This window comes from Rhizobium terrae (genome assembly GCF_003425685.1).
Classification (GTDB): Bacteria; Pseudomonadota; Alphaproteobacteria; order Rhizobiales; family Rhizobiaceae; genus Neorhizobium; species Neorhizobium terrae.
The window spans coordinates 18,966-40,796 of sequence record NZ_QJKM01000012.1 but is presented as its reverse complement, the minus strand read 5'-3'; the positions used below and the strand labels follow the sequence as shown (position 1 = coordinate 40,796).

Annotated in this window: 18 protein-coding genes; 13 read left to right on the top strand and 5 right to left on the bottom strand. The window is 61.7% G+C overall.

What is annotated here, in order from left to right:
- The first annotated feature begins 144 nt into the window (after positions 1 to 144).
- The 12 genes from DMO26_RS22015 (at position 145) to fhuB (ending at position 16,184) form a co-directional block, all read left to right on the top strand.
- Positions 145 to 1,602, top strand: coding sequence for an aldehyde dehydrogenase family protein (locus DMO26_RS22015; protein ID WP_117194311.1), 1,458 nt, complete (start codon positions 145 to 147; stop codon positions 1,600 to 1,602).
- A 31-nt stretch (positions 1,603 to 1,633) separates the two neighbouring features.
- Positions 1,634 to 2,836: an amino acid ABC transporter substrate-binding protein gene (locus DMO26_RS22010; RefSeq protein ID WP_117194310.1), complete on the top strand. Its 1,203-nt coding sequence runs from the start codon at positions 1,634 to 1,636 to the stop codon at positions 2,834 to 2,836.
- Positions 2,837 to 2,899: 63 nt separating this feature from the next.
- Positions 2,900 to 3,766, top strand: coding sequence for a branched-chain amino acid ABC transporter permease (locus DMO26_RS22005; protein WP_117194309.1), 867 nt, complete (start codon positions 2,900 to 2,902; stop codon positions 3,764 to 3,766).
- Complete coding sequence (locus DMO26_RS22000; protein WP_117194308.1) at positions 3,763 to 4,704, top strand: branched-chain amino acid ABC transporter permease; 942 nt, start codon at positions 3,763 to 3,765, stop codon at positions 4,702 to 4,704. Before DMO26_RS22005 ends, DMO26_RS22000 begins: the two co-directional genes overlap by 4 nt.
- A complete protein-coding gene (locus DMO26_RS21995; RefSeq protein ID WP_117194307.1) occupies positions 4,701 to 5,429 on the top strand; it encodes an ABC transporter ATP-binding protein in 729 nt (242 codons plus the stop codon). Before DMO26_RS22000 ends, DMO26_RS21995 begins: the two co-directional genes overlap by 4 nt.
- Entirely contained in the window at positions 5,422 to 6,711 is a 1,290-nt protein-coding gene (locus tag DMO26_RS34975) for an ABC transporter ATP-binding protein (protein WP_117194306.1), read from the top strand. The genes DMO26_RS21995 and DMO26_RS34975 overlap by 8 nt, the downstream gene beginning before the upstream one ends.
- Before the next feature lie 13 nt (positions 6,712 to 6,724).
- Positions 6,725 to 8,206 carry an aldehyde dehydrogenase family protein gene (locus DMO26_RS21985; RefSeq protein WP_117194473.1) on the top strand — a complete coding sequence of 494 codons (1,482 nt, stop codon included), beginning with the start codon at positions 6,725 to 6,727 and terminating at the stop codon, positions 8,204 to 8,206.
- Positions 8,207 to 8,228: 22 nt separating this feature from the next.
- On the top strand, positions 8,229 to 9,785 hold the full coding sequence (locus DMO26_RS21980; RefSeq protein WP_117194305.1) for a flotillin family protein: 1,557 nt from the start codon (positions 8,229 to 8,231) through the stop codon (positions 9,783 to 9,785).
- Between the two features lie 202 nt (positions 9,786 to 9,987).
- A complete protein-coding gene (locus DMO26_RS21975; protein WP_117194304.1) occupies positions 9,988 to 10,872 on the top strand; it encodes a helix-turn-helix domain-containing protein in 885 nt (294 codons plus the stop codon).
- A gap of 163 nt (positions 10,873 to 11,035) precedes the next feature.
- Positions 11,036 to 13,258 carry a TonB-dependent siderophore receptor gene (locus DMO26_RS21970; RefSeq protein WP_117194303.1) on the top strand — a complete coding sequence of 741 codons (2,223 nt, stop codon included), beginning with the start codon at positions 11,036 to 11,038 and terminating at the stop codon, positions 13,256 to 13,258.
- Positions 13,259 to 13,318: 60 nt separating this feature from the next.
- Entirely contained in the window at positions 13,319 to 14,203 is an 885-nt protein-coding gene (locus tag DMO26_RS21965) for an ABC transporter substrate-binding protein (protein WP_117194302.1), read from the top strand.
- Positions 14,204 to 14,210: 7 nt separating this feature from the next.
- Positions 14,211 to 16,184 carry a Fe(3+)-hydroxamate ABC transporter permease FhuB gene (gene fhuB / locus DMO26_RS21960; RefSeq protein WP_117194472.1) on the top strand — a complete coding sequence of 658 codons (1,974 nt, stop codon included), beginning with the start codon at positions 14,211 to 14,213 and terminating at the stop codon, positions 16,182 to 16,184.
- Positions 16,185 to 16,303: 119 nt separating this feature from the next.
- On the opposite strand, the gene DMO26_RS21950 is transcribed toward fhuB, so the two are convergent.
- From DMO26_RS21950 to DMO26_RS21930, 5 genes are read right to left on the bottom strand one after another with little or no spacing between them, the layout of a single operon-like run.
- Positions 16,304 to 17,038, bottom strand: a complete 735-nt coding sequence (locus tag DMO26_RS21950) for an ABC transporter ATP-binding protein (RefSeq protein WP_117194300.1) — start codon at positions 17,036 to 17,038, stop codon at positions 16,304 to 16,306.
- Complete coding sequence (locus DMO26_RS21945; protein ID WP_226951383.1) at positions 17,031 to 17,744, bottom strand: ABC transporter ATP-binding protein; 714 nt, start codon at positions 17,742 to 17,744, stop codon at positions 17,031 to 17,033. The genes DMO26_RS21950 and DMO26_RS21945 overlap by 8 nt, the downstream gene beginning before the upstream one ends.
- Positions 17,741 to 18,691 carry a branched-chain amino acid ABC transporter permease gene (locus DMO26_RS21940; protein WP_117194299.1) on the bottom strand — a complete coding sequence of 317 codons (951 nt, stop codon included), beginning with the start codon at positions 18,689 to 18,691 and terminating at the stop codon, positions 17,741 to 17,743. Before DMO26_RS21940 ends, DMO26_RS21945 begins: the two co-directional genes overlap by 4 nt.
- Positions 18,688 to 19,566 (bottom strand): branched-chain amino acid ABC transporter permease, encoded by an 879-nt coding sequence (locus tag DMO26_RS21935; protein ID WP_117194298.1) that lies wholly within the window; start codon positions 19,564 to 19,566, stop codon positions 18,688 to 18,690. The genes DMO26_RS21940 and DMO26_RS21935 overlap by 4 nt, the downstream gene beginning before the upstream one ends.
- A 53-nt stretch (positions 19,567 to 19,619) precedes the next feature.
- Positions 19,620 to 20,888, bottom strand: a complete 1,269-nt coding sequence (locus DMO26_RS21930) for an amino acid ABC transporter substrate-binding protein (protein WP_162895022.1) — start codon at positions 20,886 to 20,888, stop codon at positions 19,620 to 19,622.
- Between the two features lie 119 nt (positions 20,889 to 21,007).
- On the opposite strand from DMO26_RS21930, the gene DMO26_RS21925 reads away from it, so the two are divergent.
- On the top strand, positions 21,008 to 21,823 hold the full coding sequence (locus DMO26_RS21925; RefSeq protein WP_117194296.1) for an IclR family transcriptional regulator domain-containing protein: 816 nt from the start codon (positions 21,008 to 21,010) through the stop codon (positions 21,821 to 21,823).
- Positions 21,824 to 21,831 lie beyond the last annotated feature (8 nt).

The following is a 21,831-nucleotide window of genomic DNA, read 5'->3' as shown; positions in this document are numbered from 1 at the left end:
GAGAAAATACATTCCCACAATTCGCCATTTACTCTCCCTGCACGTCAACCACAATGTGTGCCATAGGCCGGAAATACTGAAAAGATGGGTGAAAAGCCTACCGGCCGTTGAGGGGGATCTACGAACAGCCGTTTGGGAGGACGCATGTTCGGTGCACGGGGCATCGTGGGAGGCATTGCCGTTTCCGCTTTGGATGAGCGTTGTTACGAACGTCGCGACACCGCGACAGGCGCCATATTGACGCTGGCCGCAGCCTTTGGGCCGGCCGAAGCGGAAGCCGCCGCGGATGCTGCGGCGGGCGCCTTTCCCGGCTGGTCCGGCCTTGATCCATCCAATCGCGCGGCCCTGCTCGTGAAGGGTGCCGAACTTCTGGAGACGCGACTCGACACGCTTTGTCACATCGGTGAACGCGAGGTCGGTGCTTGTCCGAGCTGGATCCGTTTCAATGTGGAAATCGCCCAGGCGACCTTGCGGCATGCGGCAAGCCTTGCCGGAGCCATTGGCGAAGAAAATGCGACAGGAGCGCCCGCCGGTGTGCGTTACCGCCTGATCCGCCGCCCCGCAGGCGTGGTGCTTGGCCTCGCGCCTTGGAATGCCCCGGTAGCGCTCGCCGTGCGCGCGGTCGCCGCGCCGTTGGCGCTTGGCAATACCGTGGTGCTGAAAGGATCCGAACTCTGCCCCAAGATGCATGAGACCGTAACACAGACGCTGATCGATGCCGGCCTGCCCGAGGGCGTGCTGAACTTCGTCAGCAGTGCGCCCGAGGACGCCCATGATGTGGTCGAGGTGCTGATCGCCCATCCGGCGGTGAGAAGGGTGAATTTTACCGGTTCGACCCGTGTCGGCCGCCAGGTCGCGGCGACCGCGGCCCAACATCTGAAGCGCTGCCTGCTGGAACTTTCCGGCAAGGCCTCCTCGATCGTGCTCGCCGATGCCGATCTCGATGGAACTGCGAAGGCAGTTGCCCACGGCGCCTTCTTCAATCAGGGACAGGTCTGTATGTCGACCGACCGGATCGTAGTCGAGGAGGCTGTCGCCGATGCCTTCGTCGACCGCCTGAAGGCCGAAGCGGAAAAACTTCGCGGCGATCCCCATACCGGACAGGCGCCGTTTGGCCACGTCATCGGCACGGATGCCGTGCTGCGCCTGCACGGGCTGATCGACGATGCGCTTGGTAAAGGCGCGGTGCTGATCACCGGAGGCGAGCATGCCGGGACGCTGATGCAGCCGACGGTCATCGACCATGTCGCCTATGGCATGCGGATCTACGAAAAAGAGATTTTCGGCCCCGTCGTCGGCGTGGTGCGCGTGGCGGATGCGGAAGAGGCCGTCACGGTTGCTAACGACACCGAATACGGCTTGACCGCCGCGGTCTTCAGCCGCGATCTCGGCAAGGCCCGTACGATCGCCAGGCAGATCGAAGCCGGTGCGGTCCACATCAACGGCACGACCGTCTGCGACGATCCGACCATGCCCTACGGCGGCATGAAGGCAAGCGGTTACGGCCGTTTCGGTGGTCGCGCGGTGATCGACGAATTCACGGAGATCCAATGGATGACCGAGCGTGACGAACCGGCGGCCGATCAGTTGGACCGGCAATAGTTCTTGAAGTGTGACAACGGGAGGAGAAGACATGAAACGCAGGACATTTACCCAGCTTGCTGCTCTTGCACTGGCAACGAGCGTGGCCGGAGCCCCGGCTCTGGCACAGGAGGTGCTGAAGATCGGCGCCGTGGCCCCGAAGACAGGTCCGCTTGCGGGTGGCGCCGCCGTCAGCTATTGGCCGAACGTCAAGCTATGGATCAGCGACGTCAACGGCCGCGGCGGCCTGAAGGTCGGCGGCAAGACCTACAAGCTGGAAGCCATCGAGTATGACGACCAGACCAATCCGGGCGAAACGATCAAGGCTGTGCAGCGCCTCGTCGACCAGGACAAGGTCAAGGTCGTGCTGCCGCCCTATTCGACGGGCCTGAACCTTGCGGCCGCACCGATCTACGCGCGCTACGGCCTGCCGATGATCACCTCGACGGCAACCACCGACAAGGCGGACGAGCTTGCCAAGCAGTTCCCCAACGTCTTCATCACGCTCGGCGGCGCCAAGCCCACGGTCAAGAGCGTCGTCGAAACCATGGTCAAGCTGCGTGACCGCGGCGATATCGGCAAGAAGCTCGCCATGGTCAACGTCGCCGACGCGTTCGGCATCGAACTGATGGGCGAGGCGAAACCCGCCTTCAAGGCCGCCGGTTTCGACCTCGTCTATGAGACCTCCTATCCGCTCGGCACGCAGGACCTTTCGCCGGTCATGAAGGCCGTGAAGGCTGCGGCTCCGGATGCCTTCATCGCCTGGTCCTATCCGCCCGACACGTTCGCACTCACTGAACAAGCCGTCGTCGAAGACCTGAAGGTCGGCGCCTTCTTCACCGCCGTCGCGACCGCCTTCCCGGCCTATGCCGGTCGCTTCGGCAAATCTGCCGAAGGCGTCCTCGGCATCGGCGGCGTTTATGCCGATGGCAAGGCCTTCCAGGAATATGCGCAGCGTCACGAGAAGGTGACGGGTGCCAAGCCGGACTACTGGGCAAGCGCCATGGTCTATTCGTCCTTCCAGATTCTCGAAAAATCGATCGAAGCCGTCGGCGCTTTCGACAATGCCGCGATCATCAAGCACATCAAGGCGAACAGCTTCGATACGGTGATCGGCCCGATCAAGTTCGACGCGCACAACAACAACCCCGCTTTCTGGACCGTCGGCCAGTGGCAGGGCGGCGTGTTCAAGGGCGTCGCCTCGACCGGCCGCGAAGGTGCCGTCGCGCCGGTGAAGAAGGGTGCCTGGAAGTAATCCGTAACTCCTACCCCGGGGTTCCTTACCGAACCCCGGGATTGACCTCCACCGGGGAATGGCATGGACGTTATCGTAACAGGGCTCTTGCTGGGCGGGACCTACGCGCTGATCGCGATGGGTCTGAACCTGCAATACGGCATGGCCCGCATCATGAACCTCGCCAATGGCGAGATGCTGGTTGCAGGCGGCTTCGTCGCCTTCTGGTTCTGGACGGGCAGCCAGGTCAGCCCGCTCTTGACCGTGTTTCTCGTCGCGCCGGTGGCCTTTCTGTTCAACTGGCTGATCTACATCATCTTCCTGCGTCCGCTCGTGAAACGCGCCAAGTCGCGCGGGCAGCTTGAGGTGGACGCGATCCTGACGACATTCGGCCTCTCCTTCGTGGCCGTCGGGCTGATGCTCGCCTTTTTCGGCGGCGACTATTTCAGCTATTCCTATCTTTCGACGCCGGTGAATATCCTCGGCGATACCTATGGCGCCAATCGCGTCACGGCCTTCCTCTCGGCGGTCATCATCTGCGGCGCACTGTGGCTCTGGCTTGCCCGCAGCCGTGCCGGTATGACCATCCGAGCGATTTCTGTCGCGCCGGATAGCGCCCGTCTGGTCGGCATCGATGTGCGCAAGACGGCGGCACTTGCCTTCGCATTGGGCGGTGCCGTGACCGCCACCGGCGGCGCGCTGATCTCCACCTTCCTGACACTCGATGCCTCGACCGGTGTGATCTTCACGCTGAAGGCGCTCGTCATCGTCATCATGGGCGGCGTGGGAGATGTGCGCGGCACGATCGTCGCAGCCGTGCTCCTCGGCATGCTCGAAACCTTCGTCGCCCGCGTCATTGACCCCGGCCTGACGCTGGCTGCAGCTTATCTGCTCTTCGTCATCATCCTTCTGTGGCGCCCGCAGGGCCTGTTCGGGAGGCCTACGACGTGACCGCGCTTTCCTCCCGCGACTGGGGCAATCTCGCCCTTTGCACCCTCGCCCTTATTGCTGCCGCCTGCCTGCCATGGACGGCCGGCGCCTACAGCCTGACGATCGGCGTGACGATCGCCATGTACACGGTGCTCGCCACGAGCTGGGCGCTGTTTTCCGGCCCAACCCATTACATCTCGCTTGCGACCGCCGCCTTTTTCGGTGTGGGCGCCTATGTCACCGGGATCGGCATCCAGCACCTGCCCTATTGGGCGCTGCTGCCCATTGCCGGCGTTATGGGCGCGCTCATGGCGGCATTGGTCGGGCTCGCAACGCTTCGGCTTTCAGGCGTCTATTTCGTGATCTTCACGCTCGGTCTTGCCGAATTCGTTCGGCAGATCATCACCTGGGGCCAGAATGTCTCCGGCACCAAGGGCATCTACGTTCTGACCTCGATCACCGAGGTGCATATCTACTGGCAGCTTCTCGGCCTTGCGGCCGTCGTCTTGCTGCTCGGTTGGCTCATCGGGCGGTCGCGTCTCGGCTTCGCACTGCGCATCATCGGCGATGACGAAGCGGTGGCCAAACATTCCGGCATTGATACGGCGCGAGCGAAAATCCTGCTGTTCATGGTGCCAGGCGCCATGGCCTCGATCACCGGGGCGATCCTTGCACCGCGCTATGTCTATATCGAACCGTCGCTTGCGTTCACGCCGATGCTTTCCTTCCAGGTCGTCATCATGGCGCTGCTCGGTGGCACCGGCCGGCTCTGGGGTCCGCTCGTCGGCGTCATTCCCTTCACGTTCCTGTGGGAAGCGATCTCGGCGTCGTTTCCGAACCAGACCACGCTTCTCCTCGGCCTCTGCTTCCTTGTCATCGTCTACCTGCTGCCGAAGGGTTTCGTTGGCCTGATCGACGCTGCAAGGAAGCGAATGAACAACGCGGAGGGTTTTGCATGAGCGCGCTTCTCTCGCTCCGCGGCGTCTCCAAGCGTTTCGGCGGGTTGACGGCTGTCAACCGCATGGATTTCGATGTCACCGAACACGAGGTCCTGGGCCTGATCGGCCCGAACGGCTCGGGAAAATCCACGACGCTGAACCTGATTTCCGGTGCCTTCCCTGCGACGGCCGGCACGATCAGTCTGCGTGGCCAGCCGATCACCCACCTGCCGGCCCAGGATATCGCAAGACGAGGCATTGCCCGCACCTTTCAGCTCGTCCGCCTCCTTCCGTCGATGACGGTGCTGGAAAACGTCAAGGCGGGCGCCGTCTTCGGTCACCGTCGTCACTGGGGGCATGAAGCGGAGGCGATCGCCAATACCATGCTCGAAAAGGTCGGCCTTGCCGGCCGCAGCCAGATGATGGTCGGGCAGCTCACCTATATCGATACCAAGCGGGTCGAGCTTGCCCGCGTGCTCGCCGGCGAACCGCGTATCGTGCTGCTGGACGAGTGGCTTGCCGGTCTCAATCCGACCGAACTCGAAGAAGGCATCCGCCTGATCCGCAGCCTGCGCGACGAGGGCCGCACCATCATTCTCGTTGAGCACGTGATGGACGCGATTCGCTCGCTCTGCGACCGTTGTGTCGTCATGGCTGCCGGCGCCAAGATCGCCGAGGGTACGCCGACGGACGTGCTTTCCGATCCGGCCGTTATCCGCGCCTATCTGGGGGATGACGATGCTTGAGGTGAAAGGGCTTTCCGTATCCTACGGCCAGCACCGGGCGCTGGAAGGTGCTTCGCTGAAGATCGGCCGCGGCGAGATCGTCGTTATCCTCGGCGCCAACGGCGCCGGGAAATCCACCCTGCTCAAGGCCGTTTCCGGCATCTGCGAAGGCCGCGCCGCCGGCACGATCACCATGCAGGGTAAGGAGATCCTCGGGCTTGCCCCGAACCGTATTGTCGAGGAAGGCATCGCGCTGGTGCCGGAAGGCCGCGGCGTGTTTGGCGACCTGACGGTCGCCGAAAACCTGAAACTCGGCGCCCATGCGCCGCGTGCCCGCGACGAAGAGGCAGGTAATCTCGACCGCGTGCTCCGGCTTTTCCCGAAACTCCACGAACGGCGCGGCCAGATCGTCCGCACCATGTCGGGTGGCGAGCAGCAGATGGTGGCGATCGGCCGGGCGATGATGTCGAACCCGGCGCTGCTGACGCTGGACGAACCCTCGCTTGGTCTCTCGCCGCTTCTCTGCAAGGAACTGTTCCACGCGCTGAAGGCGGTGCGCGACACCGGCATCGGCATTTTGCTGGTGGAGCAGAATGCCAAGCAGAGTCTTGCGATCGCCGACCGGGGATATCTCCTGGAAAACGGCCGAATCGTCCATGAAGGCAGGGCGCAGGATTTGCGCAACGACCCGGCCGTGCAGGCCGCCTATCTCGGCGGCGGCGGAAGCCGGCCGGCTTCCACTCCTCGTCCGACATCACTCCTGGCAGCGCCCGTGGCCGCTGGCGCTGCCGCAAGAGTTCATGTACCACCTCGAACAACTGGCCCCTCGCCACAGGATATTGCAGCCGCAGCGTTGGCAGCCCTTCCTGCCGTGACACCGGCACGACCTGTTTCCCCTGCCCCACCCCCGCAGCCTCTGCCCGAACCGCCGCGCATGCCCCCACCGGCTGCGGTACCGCGCCCGACCTCGCCTCCGGCCCCTTCGCCCACCCCTGCCATGCGCGGCACAGCGGATGCGCTGCTCGGCGGCCTGTCTGTCGGCGATCTCGTGGCGCAGGCCAGCCAAGCAAGCCGTGCCCAATACGGCGGAAGCATGCCTGCCGCTCCGCCGCGGACCTATATGCCGAACCCGGGAACGAGCAATGGCTCGGCAAACCGTTCCGGCCTTCCCTCGCCCAGCCTCGCTCCGCCGCCTATCCCCGCGACGGGCTTGGGCAATGGCCAAGACCGTCTGAAATCCGTTCTGAAAGAGATCGAGGATGCCGCCGCCCGCGCCCGGGCCTGGCGTCGCGATCCGCAATAAAAGGAGACCGATCATGCTTGATATCGTCGCCAACAACACCGCGCCTTCGGTCAAGGGCATGTATATCGGCGGGCAATGGGTTCCCGCCGTCCGCACCTTCGAGGATCTGAACCCCTCGGACAACAGCCTCTACGCCCGTATTCCCGATGGTTCCGCCGCTGACATGCGCCGGGCGATCGATGCCGCGCAGGCGGCCTTCGGCGAATGGTCCGGCCGCGCCTTCCATGAGCGCGCGCATCTCCTTTTGAAGATCGCCGATGTCTGGGATCGCCGCAAAGCCGATTTCTGCAACGCGGCCATGGCCGAAGGCGGCGGCTGGAAGGGCAAGGGCCTGTTCGAGGCGGGTTATGTCGCGGAAGTCTTCCGCTCCGCCGCGGCGCTCTGCTACCAGTCAATCGGCGACGTGCTGCCTTCCGAACACCACAAGTTCATGATGGCGACCCGTTTCCCGCTCGGCGTCGTCGGCGTCATCAGCCCCTGGAACATGCCGGGCATTCTGACCTCGCGCGGCTTTGCCGCAGCGCTTGCCGTCGGCAACACGATCGTGCTCAAGCCCTCCGAAGACACGCCCTATTCCGGCGGACTTTATTTCGCGGAAGTTCTGGAAGAGGCAGGCGTGCCGGCCGGCGTCTTCAACGTGGTCACTTGCTCGCGCGAAAGCGTCGGCGCCGTCGGCGACGAGATGATCGGCAATCCGAAGGTCAAGGCGATCAGCTTCACCGGCTCGACCGCTGTCGGCCGCCATATCGCGGCGAAATGCGGCGCATACCTGAAGAAGGTCTGCGTCGAGCTCGGCGGCAAGGATTCGATGATCCTGCTCGAGGACGCCGATCTCGATGCCGCCGCGCGCGCGGCGAATTTCGGCAGTTTCATGCATCAGGGGCAGGTCTGCATGTCGACAGAGAAACTCCTGGTTCACGAGAAGGTCTATGCGCCCTTCATGGAGCGCTTCCTCGCCCGCGCCCGCAAGCTGAAGACCGGCCACACCAACGATCCGTCGAATGTCATCGGTCCGTTGGTCAACAACCGCCAGGCATTGCGTGTCAAGGCGCTGATCGATGATGCGGTCGCCAAGGGCGCCACCGTCGAACTCGGCGGCCGCGCCTGGGACAATTTCGTCGAGCCGACCGTGCTTGCGAACGTCAACAGCTCGATGAACATCTGGCATGACGAGACTTTCGGCCCCGTCGTCGTCGTCTGTCCGTTCCGCGACGAGAACGAGGCGGTGGCGCTCAACAACGACACCGAATACGGCCTCACCGCCGCCGTATGGTCTCGCGACGAGGCCCGCGCGCTGCGGATGGCCGAGCGGCTGGAAACCGGCATCTGCCACGTCAACTGTCAGAACATCAACGATGAACCGCATGTGCCGTTTGGCGGTACCAAGGCGAGCGGCGTCGGCCGTTACGGCGGCCGCTGGTCGTTGGATGCCTTCACCGAACTTCGCTGGATCACGCTCGATCGCGGCGGCCGTCACTTCCCGCCGCAGTTCTGACCGATACTGAAAGGAAAAGACAATGAGCGCCTTGGGCTGGTTCATCATCCTTCTCATCCTTGCGGCGGTGCTGATCGTGCTGGCTGCGTGGTTCTTCGAACGTGCGACGAACGAGGTGAGCCTGGTGCGCACCGGCATCGGCGGCCGCAAGGTGGTGATCGAGGGCGGCACGCTGGCTATCCCTTATTTCCACGAGGTCAGCCGCGTGAACATGCAGACGATCCGCATGGATGTCGCCCGCACCGGCGACCACGCGCTGATCACCAAGGATCGCATGCGCATCGATGTCGGCGCGGAGTTCTACACTTCCGTCGTGCCGGAAGAGGCGGCCGTGGTGCGTGCTGCGCAGACGCTTGGTCGGCGTACGTTTCAGCCGGATCAGCTCAAATCACTGATCGACGGGATGATGGTGGATGCGCTTCGCGCCGTCGCGGCACAGATGACCATGGACGAGCTACATGAAAACCGTGGCGAATTCGTCCGTCAGGTGCATGAAGCACTCGCAGGCACCTTGGTGAAATACGGCCTGCAACTGGACAGCGTATCGCTTACCTCTCTCGATCAGACGCCGTTCTCGGCGCTCGACGAGAACAATGCCTTCAACGCGGTCGGCATGCGCAAGCTCGCCGAGGTCATAGCGAAGTCGAAGAAGGAACGCGCCGAGATCGAGGGTGAAAGCCAGGTCGCTGTGCGCCGTGCCGAGGTGGAATCGAACCGCCGCAAGCTCGATATCGAGCTTGAACAGCGCCGCGCCGAAATCCAGCAGACCCAGGAAATCGAGCTTCTGCTTGCCCAACAACTGACCGAAGTCGCCCGTCGCAAGGCAGAGGCGGAAGCGGCCGCCGCGCAGGCCCGCATCGAGATGGAGCGCGCCATCCAGACTGCCTCGCTTGCCCGCGAACAGATTATCCGGGAAGCGGAAATCCTACAGTCGCGCGCGCTCGAAATCGCCGAACAGGACCGCGCCATCCAGATCGCCGCGAAAAGCCAAGAGGAAAGCCGCGCTAAAGCGGAAGCGACCGAGGCTCGCGCCGCGGTGATCAAGGCAGAGGAAGACCTTTCGACCCTGCGACAGATGGCCGAAGCCGAGCGCCGCAAGCAGCTCGCTCTGATGGCGGCCGAGCAGGAAGCCGAGGCCCAGGCCACCCGCATTCGCATCACCTCCGAAAGCGACCAGATCGCTGCCAAGACGCGCGGGTTGATCAAACGCGAAGAGGCCGAAACACTGCGCATCCAGAAAAAGGCGGAGGCTGATGGAGAGGCCGCCCGGATCGAGGCCGAAAACAGCCGTTCGCCGGAGCTTGCCGCCATGGAACTCGAAAAGGCGCGGCTTGCCGCCCTGCCGGCGATCATTGGCGAAATGGTCAAGCCCGCGGAAAAGATCAAAGGCATTTCGATCAATCACATTACCGGTCTCGGCCGGGTCGGAGATGTCACCGAGCGCGCGCCCTCGCCGGTCGACCAGACCGTCGGTGCGATCCTCGATATGGCCGTTGCTCTTCCGACGATGAAAAAACTTGGCGATGCCGTGGGGATGAACCTCGAAAAACTGATCCCGGGAGAGCCGAAGCAAGGCTGAAGCCGCATGGTTCGGCCAGCAAGACGCGCTCGGCGAAAACAAGGATGTGATGGTGGGAACGGTCCAACGGTCGAGCGTTCTGGTGCGGAAGCGCACTCAACGGCCGTATTTCCAGGTGTCGATGACACGGAGGTGTGACATCCGCATTGCTGATTTGTCGTAAACTTGATAAAAGAACGCAAGTTTATGGCAAGGTGACCGCATGACATTTCAGCCGCGGATGCAGAACAGTATCGAAGGCTTCTCGGTCATCGGAGGGCTGCGGCGCCGTCAATGGAACGGCATCACCGCCGACCTATGGGATGTGGAATGCGCCTCTTATGCAGGCGGCCACTATCTCGCGCGCGATCCGCGCCTCTTCATCCTTCTCGACCAACGGGGCAAAGGCCGCCCGAACGTCAAGCTCTCTCCGAAGGGGCGCGGTGCGGCACAGGACAGCCGGGAGAGCCCGATCTCCTACATTCCAGCCAATATGGACCTCTGGGTGGATATCACCGAGGTGCAGTATGTGCGCCATCTGGATATTCATTTCGACGCGGATATCGTCAGCCGCCGGCTAATGGAGGACATCGATCCGAAGAAGCTGAAGGATCCGCAGCTTCTGTTCTTCGACCAGCGTGTCATGGCGCTCGCGGATCTGATCGCCGCGGAGATCGCCAATCCCGATCCATTGCACGATCTCTATGGGGATGGTCTGGCACTGGCTCTCGTCATCGACGTCCTCAAGATGATGAAGATGCCTGCCCGCAAGCGCGGTGCGCTCGCCAGTTGGCAGCTGAAGCGCGCGACCGATTTCATCACCGAGAACTGCATGCGCAATATCCGTTTGCAGGAACTGGCGGATCTGACCGGCCTTTCACAATCCCACTTCAGCCATTCGTTCAAGGCGTCTACCGGTATGGCGCCGCACGAATGGCAGATGAATGCGCGGCTGGAGCGGGCCAGGGAATTGCTGCTGTCCAATAATCAACCGCTGACGTCCGTTGCCGCCGAAACGGGATTTTCCGACCAGGCGCATTTCACGCGCGTGTTCCGCAAACACGTCGGCACGACACCGGCCCGGTGGAGAAAGGCCAGACAGGCTTGAGGCTTCTGTAAAGATTCGCTCGCAGTAGTGAAATTTGCCCAAAATCGTTCAATTGCGATTGATCGGGCCAATCCCAGGGAATAAAATTGAGTTAACTACTCATCTTATTGTGATGCCGCATCCAAGGGGCGGTTATGTCAGGTAGGACGAGTGGGGGTCAGAGATGACGAAACGGAAGGGAGCGCTTGGAGCCAGGACGAGAGCTGCAAGGTGTGGACTAGGCGCGAGTGTCGCGATCATCGGCATTTGCGCGGGCTGGTCGGCGCAGGCGCAGAACGCCGATACGACTTTGGCGCCGATCGTGCTGCAAGGCGAAGGGGAACCGGCGACAGGGCCGGTCAAAGGTTATGTCGCCAAAAAATCCAACGCCGGTTCAAAGACCGATACGCCGTTGAATGAGATTCCGCAGGCAGTTTCGGTCGTCGGCAAGCAGGAGATGAACGACCGCGGCGTCGTTAACAAGATCGACGAAGCCCTGCGTTATACTCCGGGCGTGACGGCCGAGCCCTTTGGCACCGATGCAGATACCGACTGGATCTACATTCGCGGTTTCGACGCGACGCAAACCGGCGCGTTCTTCGACGGCCTCAATCTTTTCGCTTACGGCTTCGGCGGATTTCAGCTCGATCCCTTCATGCTGGAACGTGTCGATGTGCTGAAAGGTCCCTCGTCGGTTCTTTATGGTGGCGGCAATGCCGGCGGCATTGTCAACTATGTACGCAAGCGCCCGACCGACGAGCCTTTTTATTATACGGAAACCGGGATCAACAGTAACGGCAATGCCTTTGGGGGCTTCGACATCTCCGATAAGATCGGCAACAGCGACACGATGAGCTATCGCCTGACCGGAAAGATCGCCGGCGGGGACAACTACTCGGACTACTCGCACGACCTGCGCGGGTTCATCATGCCGCAGCTGACGGTTTCGCCGGATGAAGGGACGAAATTCACGGTCTGGGGTTTCGTTTCCGGTCTCGACCAAGTGCATGTCGGCAACGGTTTCTTCCCCTATGTCGGTACCGTCGTCGATGCGCCTTTCGGCAAGATCGACCGGGATGCGTTTTATGGCGAGCCTTCCATCGACGAAGGCGAATATGCCCAGCAGATGATCGGCTACGAATTCGAGCACGAGTTTACAAGCAATTGGAAGTTTTCGCAGAACGTCCGTTACGGCCATCTCTACAAGCATGAGGAAGGCCCTTATCTCTACGGCTATCAGGGCGCCGACCCGCTGGATATCTATGGCTCCTACGATACGCCGCAGACGCCGGATTTCCAGCTTCACCGGCTTGGTTTCGAGGCAACGTCGAAGGTTCATACGTTTGCGACCGACAACCGCCTCGAAGGTGAATTCGATACCGGTCCGGTGAGCCACGACCTGATGGTCGGGTTCGATTACAAATATTATCAGCTTGATAATCTTCAGGCGTCGTCCCCTGGGACGCCGATCAGCGCCACCAATCCCGTCTACGGCGCCGTGCAGCCGGCCAACTTGGTCTATAGCAACCAGCTCGTCACACAACAGCAGGTCGGCATTTATGCGCAGGACCAGCTTCGTTTCGGCGATGGATGGCTGGTAACGCTCAATGGCCGCTACGACTTCGTCCACACGGATACCGACAATCGGCCGACGGCCTATAGTGCGACCTCGTTCAGCTACAGTTACGATAAAGGCGCTTTGAGCGGGCGTATCGGTTTGGCTTACGAGTTCGACAATGGCCTGACCCCCTACGCAAGCGTCGGGACCTTCTTCAACCCGACCGTCGTCGTCAGCGCGACACCGTACAACAAACCGGAAGAGGGCGAGCAATACGAGATCGGCCTGAAATACGAGCCGACCTTCATCGACGGCACGTTCACCGCATCGTTGTTCCAGCTGACCAAGCGCAATGTTGCGGTCAGCACCGGTGCTCCTCTATTCCTGTCGAGTCAGATCGGAGAGGTCGAATCCCTTGGCATCGAGCTGGAAACCAAGGTCAACCTGGACGAGAACTGGAAGATCCTCGGATCGTTCAGCTATACCGATCTCGAAGTCAAGGATGACATCGTTGCCGCCTATGTGGGCAAGAAGCCCTATCTCGTGCCGGACACCCAGGCTTCGCTATGGCTCGACTATTCGGTCATGCAAGGTCCTCTTGAAGGGTTGAGCCTTGGTGGCGGCGTGCGCTACCAGGGTGAGAGCTATGCTGATCGTTTGAATGCGCTGAAGGTTCCCGGTGCTGCAGTATTCGATGCGGCCATCCGCTACAGGAAGGATGGCTGGGAAGGCTCACTCAACGTCAGCAATGTCTTCGACAAGGAATATGTCAAGGGTTGCGGCGGATCGGCGACCTGCGGATACGGCGATGCCCGCACATTCACTTTCAAGCTCAGCAAAGCCTGGTAAGACGGCAGCTTGAGGCAAAATCCAGGAGAGCCCTTTGGGCTTTCCTGTGCAACAGGAGACATGTCCGGAGTGCCGCAGCTTACCCGCAGGACCATGCTTTCCGGCACCGCTGCTCTGTTTGCCGCGACAAGCGTCCGGGCGCAGGCGACGGCTCCGCGGGTTGCGACGCTCGATTGGGCGCTGCTGGAAACTTTGCTCGCCATCGGCGCCAATGTGGTGGCTGCCACCGAGCTTAGACAGTTCGCCCAGATCGCAGTGAAGCCTGAAGTTCCTGAAACCACCGTGGATCTCGGTCTGCGCGGAACGCCGAATTTCGAGGCACTGCGCTTTTCCCGCCCGAACCTGATTTTCAACTCGAATTTCTACACCTGGGCCGATGATTTGATGGGCCGTATCGCCCCGGTCGAAAGCCACGCGATCTACAAACTCGGCGAAAGCCCCTACGCGCTTGCAGAACGGGTAACGCTTGCAATTGGTGAGCGATTGCGGCTTCCTGCCGGCCGCAGGCTCATCGAGGATCTTTCGGTGCGCCTCGATCGCTATAGACTGCGGTTTGCCGAGAGTGACCGCCGGCCCGTCTTGCCGATCAACCTCGGCGATGCGCGTCACTATCGCGTCTTCGGTTCCGATAGCATGTTCGGCGAAGTGTTGAACCGCGTCGGCCTTGCCAATGCCTGGACCGGTGCGACCAGCTATTCGGCCACGGCTCCGGTGGGCATCGAGACTCTCGCCTCCATGCCGGACGCCTGGATCGTTCTCATCCCGCCGCATCCCGCCGATGCCTATCGGGCCCTGACCGGCAGCGCTTTCTGGAAGGCCCTGCCGGCCGTGCGGGAAGACCGGGTGGTGACGATCGGCTCGATCAATCCCTACGGCGCGCTGCCGGCAGCGAGCCGTTTTGCCGACTTTCTGGCGGAAGGATTGATCCGTGTCCGCAATGGTTAATCTTCCGATGCCCATGCGACGCCTGCGGACATCGCTCCTTGCCGCGGTCCTGTTCGGCATCGCGTGTGCTGGAGCCTTCGCACTGCTTTTGATGCTCCGCCCGCGGGTGCCCGGAGATGTGGCAGCGGCTGAAGTGCTCGATACGGTTCTGCTATGGAACAGTCTGATGCCGCGAGCGGCCATTGCGTTGATTTGCGGCGCGGCACTCGGCCTTGCGGGTGTTCTGCTGCAACGCGTATTGCGCAATCCGATTGCCGATGCGTCCACTCTCGGCATTGCTTCCGGCGCGCAATTGGCACTCACGCTGGGTTTGAGTTTCTCGCCGTTGCTTGCCGATTTCTCACGTGAGCTTGTCGCCTTCGCCGGCGGCTTCATCGCCGTTGCGATCGTCCTGGCTCTGAGCTGGCGGCGCGGGCTCGACCCCGTCACGATCGCGATTTCCGGCATGATCGTCAGCCTGATCGCTGCATCCTTGAGCGTCACCTTGGTGCTGGCGCGCGGCGAATATGCTCTGTCCATCCATATATGGGGTGCCGGCGCCCTCAACCAGCAGGATTGGAACGGCGTAATTTCGCTGGCGCCTCGCCTTGCTATCGGTGGTGCGGTCGCTTTCCTGCTCTTGAGGCCGCTCAATGTCCTGGCGCTCGACGATTCCAGCGCCAGAAGCCTTGGTGTCGCACTGCATTCGGCCCGGTTCGGTATTCTCGTCCTTGCAGTCTGGCTTTCAGCCTCGGTCACCGCTACGGTCGGGATCATCGGCTTCGTCGGCCTGGCGGCACCCGCTATCGCCAGGCTTTGTGGAGCCCGCACGACGGGGCATGTGATCGTGGCCGCGCCGCTGACGGGAGCCGCGATCCTGTTCCTTGCCGATTGCCTGACGCAACTGCTGGGATCGGGCTTTTCGGATTTGGTTCCGACAGGCGCCGCCACCGCTCTGCTGGGCGGTCCTCTGTTGCTTGTCCTTCTGCCCGGTGTGCGCAGTTTCTCGGATGTCACGGCAAATGCCGACGCTGTCTTGCGGCATCTCCGCAGGCCCATCGCCGCATTGGCCACGCTCGCCTTTTCGCTGACCCTCGTTTTGGCGGTCGTGCTGATCCTCGGCCCCACCGATGACGGCTGGGACCTTGCCGGCGGTACGCTTTTTACTGATCTCCTGCCTTTTCGCCTGCCGCGCATCATTGCCGCGGGTGGTGCGGGCGCGATGCTGGGGGCTGCCGGTTTCATTATGCAACGCGTCACCGGCAATCCGATCGCCAGTCCCGAGGTTCTTGGCGTCTCCACCGGCGGCGGCGCGGGCTTGACCATGGCGCTGATGCTCTTCGGCTTCCCCTCGCCGCCGGTCATGCTGTTCAGCATGGCGCTTGGGGCGCTCGCCGCCTTTCTGGTCATGATCGCCATCGCCGCCCGTTCAGTTTTTTCAGGTGAAAGACTGCTGCTTGCCGGAATCGCGATCAGCGCCTTTTCCATGGCGATCGTGAGCATGGTTCTCGCTCAGGGCGACATGCGCAGCTATATTTTGCTCACTTGGATTTCCGGCTCCACCAATCGTGCCGGCAGCTTCGAAGCCTGGACGGCATTGATCTCGCTGATCGTGCTGACGGCGCCGCTTTTTCTGATGATGCGCTGGCTTTCGATCCTCCCGCTTGGACCGAACCTTTCCCGCAGCGTCGGACTGCGCGTCCTGCCGTCCCGGCTGCTGCTGGCCGTTATCGCGGCGCTGATGACGGCAATCTCCTCGTTCCTGGTTGGGCCATTGTCCCTGACGGGCTTGATCGCACCGCATCTTGCCCGGCTGATCGGCTTCCAGAAGCCATATCATCAGCTCGTCGCGGCAATTCTAATCGGCGCCGGCGTGCTGATGGTCGCCGACTGGCTGTCGCGGATCATCATTTATCCCTACCAGGTCCCCGTCGGCCTCTTCGCGGCGCTGATCGGCGGTCCCTACCTTCTCTGGCTGTTCGGAAGGAAAACCTCGATATGATGGCGGAACATTTCGTGCCTTCCTCGGCGAACGAAACCGCCGTTGCTTTGCCGATACCCTTGCTGGCGCCGATGACGAGCGCCACCCCACCCTTCAGTCCGAACTCCATGGAAACTTCCTCAATGTGTCGTACCCAGCATCGCGCGACGAATCTCTTCATGGGCGATTTCGCCGTCCGAGCGCTTGAACTCCCGATAAATGCTGCCATGCGCCAGAACATAGGCGCGTGAGGAGACGTCGACCGCCTGGAAGAAACTCTGCTCCGCCATAAGGATCGTCATGTTGCTCTTCTCGCGCAGATGCGTGATGGCATTCAGCACGTCCCGCACCACGATCGGCGCGAGTCCTACCGACGGTTCATCGATGATGATGATGTTTGGCGAGGTCATCAGCGAACGGGCGATTGCCAAAAGTTGCTGCTGGCCGCCGCTCATGGTCGAGGCGATCTGTTTGCGGCGCTCGAGAAGCAGCGGGAAGGTTTCGAAACAATAGGCGAGATTTTCCTTCATCCGTCCGACGACGAGCGGATTGCTGCCCGCGAGTTTCAGATTGTCCTCGACCGAGATGTTCGGCACGAGACGCCGCCCTTCCGGCACGATCGACAGGCCGAGCCGGACGATCTCGTGCGGCTGCAGCTTGGTGAGATCGGTGGTTTTGCCATCCCATTCGAGCAGAATGCGGCCGGCACTTGCCCGCACGAAGCCGAGCACGCAGTTGAGCAGGGTACTTTTGCCGTTGCCGTTCATGCCGAGCAGCGTCACCATCTCGCTTTCGTTCAGCTCCAGCGAGACGTTGCGGAGCACGGAAACGGCGCCGTATCCGGCAGACAGATTGTCGACGACCAGCCTATTCACCGAAATACACCTTCTGAACGAGCGGATTTTCGGCGATCTCGGCGGATGTGCCGGAGGCGATCAGCCGACCGGTCTCGAAGCAGACGATCCGCTCCGAAAAGCGCATCACCGCATGCATGATGTGTTCGATCATGATCACCGCCACGCCGGAGCGGTTGAGCGCGAAGAGGATCGACAGGACCTCGTCGATCTCCTCTCCCGAGAGACCTGCCATCGCCTCGTCGGCGATCAGCACTTTCGGATTGCCGACCAGTGCGCGGGCTAGTTCCAGCTTGCGCAATTCTAGTTGCGACAGGCTTTCGGACGGATGGGAGATGCGGCCCGCGAGCCCCACACTCGTCAGCACTGCGCGCGCCCGCTCCTCCTTGCTGCCGTCCACATGGCAGTAGTCGAGCGGCACCAACAGGTTTTCCAGCACCGTCATGCCGGCGAAGGGACGCGGAATCTGAAAGCTGCGGGAAATGCCCAGTCTTGCTCGCTTGTGAGCTTCGATATGAGAAATATCGCGGCCCTCGAAATGCACCGAACCCTTGTCGGGGCGGTAGACGCCGGTGATGCAGTTGATCAATGTCGTCTTGCCGGAACCATTTGGGCCGATGATGCCGAGCCGTTCGCCGGGACGAAGATCGAGATCGACCGGGCCGAGCGCACGGAATGCACCGAAGGCCTTTTCCACGGCCTTCATTGAAAGAACGATATCGTTCACGGCTTCGCCCTCCCCTGCTTGCGGCTGAAAAGATCGGCAAGCCCGCCCGGCGCGAAGGCCACGAAGGCGATCAGCACCAGGCCGACGAAGAGGATGTTGAGCTCCGACGAGATGGTGACGGTGGCAATCTGCTGCACGGAGGCGAGCAGCAGTGCGCCGAGCACCGGGCCCGCCCAGCTTTTCGTGCCGCCGATCAGCGGCATGGCGATGGCGTTCAAGCCGATGATCAGACTGAAGGCGGTGACCGGCTCCACATAGGATGTATAGAAGGGATAGGGCGAGCCGGCAGCCGCCAGCACCGCGCCGCTCAATGCGCAGGCGAGCAGTTTAAGGCGCAGTGTCGGCACGCCGGAGCATTCTGCCGCGTCTTCGCTGGCCCTCACGGCGCGCAGGCCGCGGCCGATCCATGAGATTTCGACGAAACGGGCGAGCGCAACGCTGGCAACGGCGATCATCAGCATGACGGTAAAATTGTATTGCGACGGACCAGGACTCCAGCCCGGTGGGCGGGGACCGTAAACCGCCATGCCGCTCGCCCCGCCGAGCGCCGAGATGTTGTGGACGATCGTCTCCAGCACGATGACGAGGCCGAGCGTGGCGATAGCGAAATAGACGCCCTGGATGCGTAGCGTCAGGTATCCCATCAGCACGCCTAGGATGGCACCGAGGACAGCCGCGGAGAGGATGCAAAGCGGCAGCGGCAGACCGAGGGTCGTGTACAGGAAGGCGGCCAGATAAACGCCCGCACCGAAGAAGCCGGCCGCGCCGAAATTGATATAGCCCGCATAGCCGCCAAGGATGTTCCAGCCGGTGGCGATCGTCACATATTGCAGGACCACGTAACCGACGAAGAAATAGAACGGGTTGCGAATCGTCCAAGGTAGGAGAAAGCCGAGCGCCAGGATGATGACGATGCCGGCAAGGAACAGGATGGAATTCTTTCTCATCTCGCCGCTCCGAACAGGCCCTGCGGGCGAAATGCGAGACCCAGGAGCAGGATGGCAAAGGCCACGCCCGGCGCCCAGGACGGATTGAGGTAGCTGGCGACAAGAGCCTCGGCGACGCCGATAATGATGGCGATCGCGAGGCTTCCGGGAATGGAGCCCATGCCGGCGAGCACGACGATCGCGAAGACGCGGCCGATCTGAAAGCGCCCGGCAAAGGGTTCGACCGGGCCGATCATGATCAGCGCGGCGCCGGCGACTACGGCGGTCGCGGTGGCGATACCGAAGGCGTGCTGCTTGACCGAAGCCGGGTTGAGGCCGGCGATCGACAGCGCCCGTTCCTCATGCGCGACAGCGCGGATCGCGGTGCCGGAATTGGTGCGGCTCAGATACAGCCAGACGGCGGCGATCATGACCGGGCCGAGCAGTGCCGGGATCAGCAGCCGGTAGGGAATGGTGAGCAGGCCGAGTTTCAGGCTGGAGCCGATATAGGAGACGCTGACCGACTTCAGTTCCGAGCCAAAGCTCAGCGCCAACAGGATTTCAATGACCAGCGACAGGCCGAAGAACAGGGTCAGGCTCTGCAGCACGTTAGCGCCGCCCCGCCGTTCGAAAACGCGGGAATAGAAGATGTAGAGCGCAACGCCGAGGATATAGAAGGGCGCGAGGCCGATCAGCGCTGCGAAGATCGGATCGAACCCCCATTGGCCAAACGTGTAGACAAAGAAGGCGCCGGCGATCACCAGGGTCGGATGCGCGATGTTGGGGATGTGGAGAATGCCAAAAGTAATCCCGAGCCCGAGGGCGAGCGATGCATAAACGCTGCCCAACAGAATGCCCGTCACGACGGCGTTCAGCAGAATATCGATCGATAACATTTATTGGGTCCTTGAGCCGGCAGCTCGCCGGCTCTCTGGATCTGTTAATAGGATCAGCTCGTGCGCGCCTTGTTGTAGGGAGCGGCAAGCTCTCCAGTCTTCAGCGACGGCGGGTCGAGGATGACCTGATGGCCCGGGTTGCGGAACTGTTCGAGATCGTTACCCTTGATGCCGCGCAGCTGCACCATCAGCACACGTCGATCCTTCCAGTCGCCGATCTCGTTGAAAGCGATCTTGCCGGCGATCGTATCGACCGTATTGGCATGCAAGAACGCCGCCATCTTGGCTGGATCGACTGATTTCGAGCCGATGATCGCGGCTGCCGCGAGCTGGCCGGCGACATAATAGAAGGGCGGGATGTAGTAGCCGAGCGGATCGACCCCCTGCTTGACGGCGATCGGCGTATAGCGGTCGAAGAAACCTTTGATCGCCGGGGTCTGCATGGTCGGCTCGGGAACGAAGGTATGCGAGTTGACGAGGCCGTTCAGTTCCGGCCCAAGCGAGCTGAGCAGAGCGCCATATTGCGGGCCGATCATAGCGCCGCCGAAGAGCTTCACCTTGTCGGAAATGCCGATCTCCTTGACGCCGCGGATGATCGCCGTGCTGTCGGCTGGATAGGAGGCGATGAAGATCGCTTCCGGATCGCCGGCATTGATATTGCGGATGATCGCCGAAAAATCGGTCGTGTTCGGCGGATAGCTCTGGTTGAAGACGATCTCCATGCCGTATTCCTTGGCGACTTCCGCGCCACCCTTGGCGGCGTTCTTCGAAAACTCCAGATCGGCATTGATGATGGCGATCTTCTTGACCCCTTGCGCCTTGGCAAGGTCGAAGAAGCCACGTGCCCAGTCACGACCGGAATTCGGTCCCCAAGGGCCGCTGTGGAAGAACTTGTCATGCTTGGCTACATCGTTGCCGGCCAGACCGAACATGCCGATCATGAAGAGGTTGCGCTGCTTGATGAAGGGCATGACCGGTGCCGACAGGTTGGCGCCGTAGGGCGAGAAGAGCACGTCGCAGGCATCGACATCAACGAGCTTGGAATAGATCGCAGGCACGTTGGCCGCGCTGCTCTGGTCGTCGTAGATAACCAGCTCGACCTTGCGCCCGAGGAGGCCTCCGGCCGCGTTGACGTCGTCGCGCCACAGCTCGTAGCCTATCAGGCCATTCTTTGTGCTGGCGAGCGGGCCCGTCAGCGAAACGCTCGCACCGACGCGGATCGGCTTGTCTTGTGCAAAAGCCCTGCTCCCCAAGACTGCAGGAGCAACAAGTCCCGCGGCCGTGGCGACCGCGAGCTTGTGAAACTCACGCCTTGTTTTCATAACTTTTCCCTCCCAAGAAAAATTCGCTAGACGAATAAATATTCGCATAACGATATGCAGCAGGCCTTGCGCTTGTCAATCCCGTGTGCGAACGAAAAAAGAAGCGCAGGAGAATTCTGATGATCGACAGCAATTCGCCCGAGTTCGTCGAGGCACTGGCGAGGGGTTTGTCCGTTCTGGAAGCTTTCGACGCCCAGGATCCTGAAATGACGCTTGCCGAGCTTTCCCGAAAAGTCGGCATGTCGATTGCCACTGTCCGGCGCAACGTGCTCACCCTGGAAGCACTGGGCTTCATCCGACGGCACAACAAGCATTTCCTGCTGGCGCCGCGTATCCTCACCCTCGGTTCTGCCTATCTCAACGCCTTCAACGTCGAGGAAGCGGTGAATCCCGAGTTGCAGCGCATCACCTCGCAGTTCGGCGATGCGGCCAACATGGCGGTGCTGGACGGGACGAACGTGCTCTACATCGCCCATCTTTCCGAAAGCCGCGGCGTTCGGCGTAACGCGACGCTCGGCGTCACCTATCCGGCCTATGCGACATCCATGGGTCGCGTTCTGCTCGCCGCCTTGCCGGAAGAGGAGATCGCCCGATATTTCCGGGCTTATAATCCGGTGAAGCTCACCGACTACACCGTGACCGAGGAAGAAGAGTTGCGCGACATCCTGGTCGAGACCCGCGCCAAGGGTTATTCGATCACCGTCGATCAGCTCGATTACGGAATTACCGCAATTGCAGTGCCGGTGAAGGACAATAGCGGCCGCACCGTCTGTTCGATCAACAGTTCCGGCTATACGCCGCGGCTGACGCCAGAGGAGTTGATCAAGCAGCGCCTTCCGGAAATGCGGCTTGCAGCGAACCGTCTTTCGCAGCTTTTCACCCGTTTTCCGGCGCTGCTGCATTCGCTGACGCCGACGGCTGCTCCGACCCGCTGACCTGCTTC